The sequence below is a fragment of the uncultured Leptotrichia sp. genome (assembly GCF_938036635.1).
Lineage (GTDB): Bacteria > Fusobacteriota > Fusobacteriia > Fusobacteriales > Leptotrichiaceae > Leptotrichia > Leptotrichia hongkongensis.
The window spans coordinates 1-8090 of sequence record NZ_CALHQO010000189.1; the positions used below are offsets into that span (position 1 = coordinate 1).

Consider the following 8090-nt stretch of genomic DNA (forward strand, 5'->3'; position numbering starts at 1 on the left):
ATATCTATTTCACGTTCAAGCTCCTTAATTCCTATCCCTTGTTCTTTCAATTTACTAATTCTGTTTGCAAGTTTTCCCGGCTGAACACCATCATTATCCTTAATTCCCATATCCTTTTTTATCTTTGTAATAATTGATTTTTGATCATCCACATCATAAATATTAAAATTCCGTCCATATCCAATTCTTTCAGAATAAGTTTTAAGCAATCTCACCGAAAACGAGTGAAATGTAGAAACTACAAGATTATTCGCCTCATGTCCAATAAGTGCCGCAGCCCTTTCCTTCATCTCTCTTGCCGCCTTATTCGTAAAAGTAAGTGCCAGAATATTAAGTGGCGAAATTCCTATCTCTTTTACCATGTGTGCAATTCTATAAGTAACTGTCCGTGTTTTACCACTTCCCGCTCCAGCCAGTATCAATACAGGCCCTTCTATTTTTTCCGCAGCTTTTCTCTGCTCTTCATTTAATTCATCTAAAATACTGCTCATATTTCTCCTTTATAAAACTTTCTTTTTATTTATGACATCATTAATTTTTTTAGTTGACTGTTTTGACAATTCTATTATTTTTTAAAGTATATTCTTCAAAAAGTCTTTGACTTCCAAATGGTGCTATAATACGGTTATTTTTTACTTCCATATAACTTCCTCCACCTTGAATTTCACCAATGTATCTCTCTTTTGTCCAAATATATGAAACTAATCCAACAACATATTCAGGATTAAACATTGTTAAAATAATTTCTTTCTCTCCATCGTTATTTAAATCCAAAACTGTTACTTGATAAACCACCTCTTCTAATGGACTTCCCCAGTCATCAAAATAATCTGAAAGACTTTCTAGAGAAGGAATATCCATTAGGAGATTTCCTATTATTTTTTTATTTTCTTGATTCTTTAAATTAAGGATTGTCCCATTCGGATGATCTAATCCAATTAAAATTTCATATTTTGAATTACTTTTATCTAGACTTGTCACTAATCTTTTTTGATTAACAATATTTTTACCTTTAATTATAAAATATTCTTTTGAGTTTGACTTAAATATTTGATTATTTCCCTGTACTATAAATGATAAGATAATAATCCCTAATAAAATAAATTTTTTCATTTCAATTCATCTCCTTCAAATTATTCTTAATTTCTCTCTTAAATTTTAATCTATCGCATGAAATTCCATTGCTAAAGGATCTTTACCAATTTTTTCAGCCCACTGCATTGAATCTGTTTTTAATTTTCCTGTTTTCTTATTTACTTGATAACTAAATAATCGTGGCGCTACACCTGAATCTCCCCCACATTTTGCATTATCACTACGAATATCGAAATAATAATAATTTTCATCTTGTCCAGTATCTAAAGTCATTATACAATTAACATCAGCTAAATCATGTTTAATGATAGATTTTCGCACCAACTGATATGCTTCTTCTGAACTGCTTATTGTTTTAGTCTTAGCAATTTTTTGTTTTCTTATATTTGCATCAGAAACTAAATCACTTTCTAAAATAATTTTCCATTCACCGTTAATTTTTTCAAATACTAAATATGATGGGTAATCTTTTATTCCTTTTTTTGTTGTAACTTCCTTCACAAATTCTGCTTTCACTTGTCTATTTGATATTTTTTCCACTTTAATATCACCTTTTAATACTTGCCCATAAACTGGATTTTTTTCAAAAAATTTCTTTTGGTCTTTAATATAATAATCTCTCGATACTGTTGTCTGATAATATTCAATTTTATCTGCCAGTATCTTCTCTAATGTATCAAAATCTGCATTGCTAGAAGCTTCATTCCAAATATTTACCATTTCCTTAATTTCATCTTCCATTGTTTTAGCTCTTAATTCAGCATTTTGAACAGAATTTTTTTTATTGCCATTTTTAATTTCCTGATTTTTCTTTCCGCAAGCAATTACACAAAAGCTAAGCAAAACAACAATCAATAATTTTTTCATTCTTAAATTCCTTCCTTCAAATTTTAAGTATTATTCAAATCTTACAACTCCCGATATTTTACTTCCGTTATCTTCGATATTTTCTCAATAACACCATTTTCTTCTTTCTCTTCCCCAACGTGACTACTCCCATTTTTATAGACAATCTCCTTCAAGTTCAAATCCGATTTTTTTAGTAAATCCACTGTCAATAAAATCTGGTTAAGTACGCCTTTTTTATTTTTTGAAACGATTATAACTTCTGAATTTTTTCTAAATTCACACATAAAATCGAGAATACTGTAGCTTCCTTCCAGCTTTAACAAAAGTCCGCCAGTAATTCTAACAAAGATATAATCATTTTCAGCTAATGCCAAATTTATTTTTTCACGTAAATTTATTAAATTGCTTTTTTCATTTTCCTCCATTTGCCCTTTTATAACTATTGTTTCCACTTTTTTATTTTCAAATAACTGTTCTTCATACATTTTTTCAACAAATTTCTTGCCAACGTTAATTTCCGTTCCGACTACAAAATATATTTTTCCTTTTTTATCAGTTCTATGCCTTACAATGTGATGTCTTCGACATCTTGCCTCATAATTTTCATTTGCACCAACCATAACGAGCGGGTCGTCATAATAAGCAGGCTCCCCATTGATAAGACGCTGGCTCGCATAAGCAGGTTTTCCACAAACCATGCAAATTGCGTGAAGCTTATCCACCTGATCGGCGATACTCATCAGTTCTGGCACTGGCTCGTAAGGCTCTGCCCTAAAGCTCATATCAAGCCCTGCGACAATCACTCTTTTCCCATATTCCACATACTTCTTACAAAACTCAACTATTTTTTCCCCAAAAAACTGAACCTCATCAATTCCAATTACTTCCGCATCAACATTTTTTTCCATAATTTCTTCCATTTGAGAAACATCACTCACAGGATAAGCTCTAAAACTGTCATTGCCATGCGAAAATACTCCCTCTTCCCCATATCTGTTATCGATAGCATGTTTAAATGCTACAATTTTCTGCTTCGCATACTCAGCCCTTCTAAGCCTTCTTATAAGTTCCTCGCTTTTTCCTGAAAACATGCTTCCAGTAACAACTTCTAGTGTTCCGATTTTAGAATTTTGTATCATTTTATCTTCCTTTTTCTATCATTTTATAATTTACGTTTTAAAAGGGGGACTTGCCCCCATTCATTTTTAATTTTTATTTTGTCTAAATGAGTCAAATATATTCTTTGCATTACTGTATAAAACTTTGACTTCATAAGGTTTTACGTTAATTTGAATTTTTTTATCAGAAATTGCGTAATTTTCTTTTAAGTTCAGCTGATTTCGATAAAATCCAAATAATTTTGGTACTTGTAATGATAATGGATATTCATCCGGTCCATTATTTACTACAACTATTATTGATTCATTCCCGTCTGAAATTTCATAGGAAATAAAGTCTGTATTTGGTCTTGCTGGCGTAAAATCACGTCCTTGGTACAATTTTGCCCGTCTATTCTGATCTGCTAAATAAGCAGATATTTCTGAATCAATACGACCTTGCGTTTTTGGATCGCTGTAGACTTCAAGAATTCTTAATTTACCATTTTTAAATAGATTTTTATGTTCTTTTCTAACTTTTAATAATGTTTTATAGTGGTTTTCTATATCTGCATTGCTATTTACAGGATACGAAATCCATTTTTGAACTTCGTTTACTTCCACAACACTAGGAAAACTTCTAAGTCTATCTTTATATTTACTTATACTATCTGTTTCAGGATCATATGGTTCATAATCTTCCCACAACATAGGCTTTCTATTTCGGGGCGAATCTGCTCCCCACATTCCCTTTTCATCACCATAATATATAACTGGTGTCGCAGGCAGCATCATTTGCATTGCAACGACTCTTTTCAGCTTGCTTACAGCTGTGCCATCGTATAAATCAGGACGAATATTTAAGTATCCCTGATCCGACTGATTATTTCTATCATAAACTCTATTCGGATTTATCATTCCACTAAAGATTCTATCTGTATCAAGTGACCCAATAAAAACTTGTGTCATATTAAAACGATTGCTTGAATATCTGTTATAAATTTCATTTAATTTTGTTGCAAATTCTACGCCGTTGATTCGGTAATTTGGATTAGTATTCACAGTATACTTTATAATATTATTTACAATATTATAATCTGCCCCACTGTCATAAATTCCATCTTCAACATCTTTTGTAATACTGTTTGAAACCTCTCCTGTAATTAGCAAGTCAGGTTTATATTTTTTCAAATTTTCTGTAATTTGTGCAAGATATTCTTTATTCTCGTTGTCGTAATAAACATATCTTATTCCGTCGATTCCATCATCATACACATCTTTTTTAAAAGTCTCATCAGGCCCTAAAATCCATTTTTTCATTGCATTCTCAATATAATTTCTAACTTGCGGATTTTTTAAGTCAAGTACAGTATCTTTTAAATACCAGTTAGAAAATTCTTTATTATTTCTAGCAAAAAATCTGCTTGACGTTGTATCAGGAGCCACTTCCAGAACTACTTTCAACCCTTTCTGGTGAGCCTGTTTTACAAGGCTTGCCAACTGTAAATCAGAATCTGTCCAAATCCAGCTTTTTACATTTAGTAAATCCTCATCAAGTAAATTCTTATCCGTTTCGGGATTGAAAATAAGCAAGTTTAATTCCTTATCCCCATTGTTATTATGGACTTTTGCCTTTATATCAAGCCCTTTTGATGTTCCAGTCTGCTCTATGTAGCCAAAATACGGATCCACGTGATTAAAGTAAATCGTGTCATATTTATGGTTTGAAAGCGAATAAAATGGCGATGATAAAATTATGTATTCCACACCAAGATTTTTAATGTAGTCAAGTTTGTCAATTATTCCCTGTAAATCTCCACCATAATAACGTGTGTAGTTCTGCACATCATTTAATGTATTTTCTTCCCATTCATTTTTTTCCTCATAGTTACTGTTCCATTCATTCAACGAAAACTGCGGTTTTTCATTTCCGCCCCAATATGCCAGCACTAAGTCTTTCTTAGATGTTCCTGAACGAATTTCTCCAGTAGGCTCTGAAAAGTCATCTGTCCCAAATTCGTTAAAAATCGCATCATTATCCACATCGCCATTTCTAAACGAATCAATATAAATCTGATATCCAACTGAACCTCTAGCCCATTCTGGAATTGTTGTAAGCTTTGTAGAACGTGAATATTCAAATTTTTCTACATTTGCAGGATTTTTCGTAATATTTCTTCCCATATAATATTTAGTCTTGTCATCAGTCAATACAAAATAATAACTTGACACATTGCTTGGAATTTCAGCCATAAAAATCTCGTTACCACCATAATTTCCAATTCCACGCATCATTTTTTTCCCGCCACTGTAGACAACTTCCGCAGAATAAACATCGTTATTTTTCGTTCTTAACATAATCTTTACATTATTTCCATTAAGCACCCTAAATTCAGAATCTTCCTTATGAACTAACGAATTCAAGTCGATAACTCCATCATTTCTTTGGCTATATTTCAATGTTTCTGTTGAATTTTCCTCATTTTGCCCTATTTCATTATTCTCTGAATTTTCAATATTTTCCTGTTTATTCTTATTTTTTCTTTTTACTGCACTAATCAAATAATCTTCACGATTATTTACATCATTATTTTTAATATTCATTTGAAAATTTTCATTTTGTGCAGAAAACGAAACAACTGAACTTACCAAAAACAATAAAACTTTCATTTTTAATTTAAAACTCATATTTCTCCTCTATTTACCTTAATCTCCCTAGCCGCAGCCAGACAAAAAACAGTAATTTTTATATTATTTCCATTTTTTTTATCTTTATTATCAAATTGCCTTAAAATGCTACTTTTTATTTCTCGAAGTGTCGCTCCTGTTGTTACAATGTCATCAAGTATCAAAATTTTTTTATTGCTCAAGTCAATATTTTTAGAAATCCTAAACGCTCCCTCAATATTCCTGTTTCTTTCCTCTTCGTCCAAAATTCCAGCCATCTTTTTAGTATTTTTTACCCGCTCAAGCCGAACATAATTCACTTTTAGACAATTCAAAATCTCATCAACCTGATTATACCCTCTTTCGTTCTTTCTTTTCCTACTGACAGGCACACTCACGACAACATCTATCTTTTCACGTTTTAAGACATAATAAAATTCTTTCTTTATTAATTCAGCAATCAATTTTGCCATAATTTTTCTATGATTATATTTATAAGAATAAATTAACCTCTTAAACTCCTTATTGTAGTCCCATACATAATAAATATTATTTAATTTCCGTAATTTTTTCAGACTTTTCAGAATATTTTTCGTATCTTTCGATACAATACCGTACTCAACTAATTCCACCCCTGAAATTATATCCTGGTTTCTAAATAAAATTCCTTTAAAATTAAATATTATTTCCTTAAAAAATTTAATATCCCTCAACTGGATCCTCAACCTTTTGAACTATTTTAGTTGAGTACATTTCTGTATATCCACAATTTTTACATATTTTTAAATAAAATGTATCGATGGCAATCTGCGTTCCAGCAACTTTTTTTGTAGGAATTGCCACCTTTTTCACTTCAAATATTTCTTCTCCACACTTGCAACATTTCTCATCATTTCTCATACAATCACCTCAAAACGCATTTTTTAACCACTCAATACTGCTAGAGCCACGACTTACTCCAACAATATCATACCTTACATTTTTATCCCATTCCTTTTTTAAAAGATAAATTTGTGAACTCGCAAGAATCTTATTCTGCTTCTCCTCCGTAACCATCTCAATCGCCGATCCAAAAAAATCATTCTTCCGATATTTGACCTCCACAAATACCAGCGTCTGACTCTCCTTTTCAAAAAAAATCAAGTCAATCTCCCCAAACCTGGTATAAAAATTACTTTCAACAAACGTAAGCCCTTGCAAAATCAAATATTCCTTCGCCACATTCTCATACTTAAACCCAATTTCCCTTTTATTCATACTATTTCTCGTCCCATCCCCTTTTTTACATTGTATCATAAATATCTATATTTATTCTTTTAATTTTATATTATATGATACCAATTTTTCATTTATTTTTCAAGACTGGAAAATTTTCTCTTCTTTTTTTATTATTTAATTTTTTCAAAATTTTCATTTACTTTAAAATTTTCTATTTCCTTATCAATTTTCTTACACGTTTCGTGTTCATTTTTATTTTACTGAATAAATAAAAATCTACTTTTTCTTCTCACTTCCATCCAATATCTTCTTCAAAAAGGTCTTCCTATGATACTTACAAGCCCCTTTTTCAAGCAAAATCTCCCTATGTTTCTTAGTCCCATATCCTTTATGTTTCTCAAATTCATACTGAGGAAATTCCTTTGCAATCTCAAAAAGCATTCTATCCCTTTTAACCTTTGCCACAATCGAAGCTGTCGCAATAGCTAACGACTTGCTGTCTCCTTTTACAATGCATTCCTGGTCTCCTTCATACTCTTGAATCAAGTGGTTACCATCAACCAGAACTATATCAAATGCTGATTTTTCAGCTACTTGATTAATCGCTCGACGCATTGCTAGAAATGTTGCGTTCAAAATATTCATCTCATCAATTTCCTTTTCTGAAGCAATCCCAATTCCCACAATGCAATTTTTTTCTATTGCTTCAAACAATCTTTCTCTTTTTTTCTCAGTCAACTTCTTCGAATCGTTAATCTCCTGCAATTCTGGAAAATCCTGAATCACAATTACAGCTCCAGCCACAACCGGCCCTGCCAAAGGCCCTCTACCAGCCTCATCAACCCCAACAACAATCTTATTATATTTTTCGTCAAATTCCATTAATTCATTTTTTTTATCCATAAGCATATTCCTTTACTTTTTATAATATTTCTAAACTTAAAATTTGATACCATTCCCAATTTAAATAATGAATTTATTATAAACTTTTCCAATAAAAGATATAAACCTAATATTTTCAAGAAATTTAAGATATAATTTTCATTTTTTAAACAGAGTCTAGCATAACCTAATCCGTCGGAGCATTTTTCTGTGCTGGCAAAACTGTTTGAGCATAGCGAGTTTTTTGTCAGTGCAGAAAAATGTCGTAGACTAGCCATAGGT

Annotated in this window: 9 protein-coding genes; all 9 read right to left on the reverse strand. The window is 31.3% G+C overall.

Features of this window, described 5'->3' with window-relative positions; all coding sequences use genetic code 11:
• Positions 1 to 491, reverse strand: a 491-nt coding sequence (locus Q0370_RS03715; protein WP_299572288.1) for a UvrD-helicase domain-containing protein, incomplete at its 3' end; no start/stop codon positions are given.
• A gap of 49 nt (positions 492 to 540) precedes the next feature.
• Positions 541 to 1113: a hypothetical protein gene (locus tag Q0370_RS03720; protein ID WP_299572291.1), complete on the reverse strand. Its 573-nt coding sequence runs from the start codon at positions 1111 to 1113 to the stop codon at positions 541 to 543.
• A gap of 45 nt (positions 1114 to 1158) precedes the next feature.
• Complete coding sequence (locus Q0370_RS03725) at positions 1159 to 1962, reverse strand: hypothetical protein (protein WP_299572293.1); 804 nt, start codon at positions 1960 to 1962, stop codon at positions 1159 to 1161.
• A 41-nt stretch (positions 1963 to 2003) separates the two neighbouring features.
• Positions 2004 to 3083 (reverse strand): thymidine kinase, encoded by a 1080-nt coding sequence (locus tag Q0370_RS03730; protein WP_299572296.1) that lies wholly within the window; start codon positions 3081 to 3083, stop codon positions 2004 to 2006.
• A 66-nt stretch (positions 3084 to 3149) separates the two neighbouring features.
• Positions 3150 to 5729: an alpha-amylase family glycosyl hydrolase gene (locus Q0370_RS03735; protein ID WP_299572299.1), complete on the reverse strand. Its 2580-nt coding sequence runs from the start codon at positions 5727 to 5729 to the stop codon at positions 3150 to 3152.
• Entirely contained in the window at positions 5726 to 6340 is a 615-nt protein-coding gene (locus Q0370_RS03740; RefSeq protein ID WP_299572301.1) for a ComF family protein, read from the reverse strand. Before Q0370_RS03740 ends, Q0370_RS03735 begins: the two co-directional genes overlap by 4 nt.
• Positions 6341 to 6407: 67 nt before the next feature.
• Positions 6408 to 6608 (reverse strand): zinc ribbon domain-containing protein, encoded by a 201-nt coding sequence (locus Q0370_RS03745; protein WP_299572303.1) that lies wholly within the window; start codon positions 6606 to 6608, stop codon positions 6408 to 6410.
• A 9-nt stretch (positions 6609 to 6617) separates the two neighbouring features.
• Positions 6618 to 6965 (reverse strand): YraN family protein, encoded by a 348-nt coding sequence (locus tag Q0370_RS03750; protein ID WP_299572305.1) that lies wholly within the window; start codon positions 6963 to 6965, stop codon positions 6618 to 6620.
• Positions 6966 to 7202: 237 nt separating this feature from the next.
• On the reverse strand, positions 7203 to 7829 hold the full coding sequence (locus tag Q0370_RS03755) for a ribonuclease HII (RefSeq protein ID WP_299572307.1): 627 nt from the start codon (positions 7827 to 7829) through the stop codon (positions 7203 to 7205).
• Positions 7830 to 8090 lie beyond the last annotated feature (261 nt).